The following is a 1137-nucleotide window of genomic DNA, read 5'->3' on the forward strand; positions in this document are numbered from 1 at the left end:
GGTAATCCTTCATTTCCTGCATTTCAAAAAGCTATCCTAAAAGTGTCACTGCATGGTGATGGAAATACTTCTAAAGTCTCTTTGGAATACTTCAATACTTTGGTAAAAAGAGGTCACGAATTGGGACCGAAAGATCATGCGGATTATCAAACAAAAATCATGAACTCAATGAAAGTACATCTTTCACTTCCAGAGTTAGAACGTTTTGAACTCATTAGATTTGGTGCTCACTAATAGCACGCTTATAACAAGTGCCTTGAGTACATTCCGCCCTAAAGGGCTCCATCCGACGCGCCTTCGGCGCTCGGCTCAGGCAAGCGTTATGCGCTTTCATCGACTTCTTAATTTTTGTCGTATAGTTCAAAGCTGTTGATGGATTTGGTTTTCTGGTCTTTCCCACGCTGGCGAAATAGTCAGGTGCCTTTTGTCGCTTGCTCTGTGCAATGCCAGCAGAAAATTCAGTTCTCTTACACGCTGCCAAGATAGCATGTCCCACAGGTGGGCCGTGCCTCGCCTGTCCAAAGTTCAGATGAATTTTGCAGGTTCATCTTCGCAGGCGTTTGTAGTTCAGTGCTTTTTCCACGTGCAATGGCAGCATAAAGTGTGGTGCGCCTCGTTGGCGTTAGTTCGTGGCTGCTGGCAAAAGGGCTGGTTGGGTTTTGTGCAACGCCAGCATAGAGTTTTTTGGTTTTGGTGGCATTGGCCAGTTAGGAGTCAATCTCAGCTCTACTCCGGAGTAGCTTCAAAGACAGTGGCCAACAAAATCAATCATTACAAAACACACGCGCATAACAAATGGTTCCAATTCGTTCCGGGGCTTCGCCCCTCCACCCGACGCGTGATCTTCCCCCGCTTTAGTGGACACCTCATTACTAACTGAATGAGGTGTTAAATGGGAACCTACAGACCCGATAAACCGACACGCCGTTTTTCCAACGAGTATAAAGTCACTGCTGTTCGCATGACCTTCAAACCTCATGCTTTGATCAAGGATGTAGCAAATTCACTGGACATCCATCCCTTTATGTTGTCCCGTTGGCGCAAGGAATATTTCGAGGGCAAACTTGTGGCTGATGAACGCAAAATCTCTAAACAGTTAAACCGCATTCCCAGAGAAAAGGAGCTTACTGAAAGCCA

Annotated in this window: 2 protein-coding genes; both read left to right on the forward strand. The window is 46.0% G+C overall.

Translation table 11 applies throughout. The features are described 5' to 3' along the window. Positions 1-234: hypothetical protein (locus WG89_RS31510; RefSeq protein ID WP_172806961.1), on the forward strand; the 234-nt coding region annotated here is incomplete at its 5' end. A gap of 658 nt (positions 235-892) precedes the next feature. Next, positions 893-1137 (forward strand): transposase (locus WG89_RS28635; protein ID WP_062271198.1); only part of this gene is annotated, 245 nt, incomplete at its 3' end.

The sequence above is a fragment of the Endozoicomonas arenosclerae genome (assembly GCF_001562015.1).
Taxonomy (GTDB): domain Bacteria; phylum Pseudomonadota; class Gammaproteobacteria; order Pseudomonadales; family Endozoicomonadaceae; genus Endozoicomonas_A; species Endozoicomonas_A arenosclerae.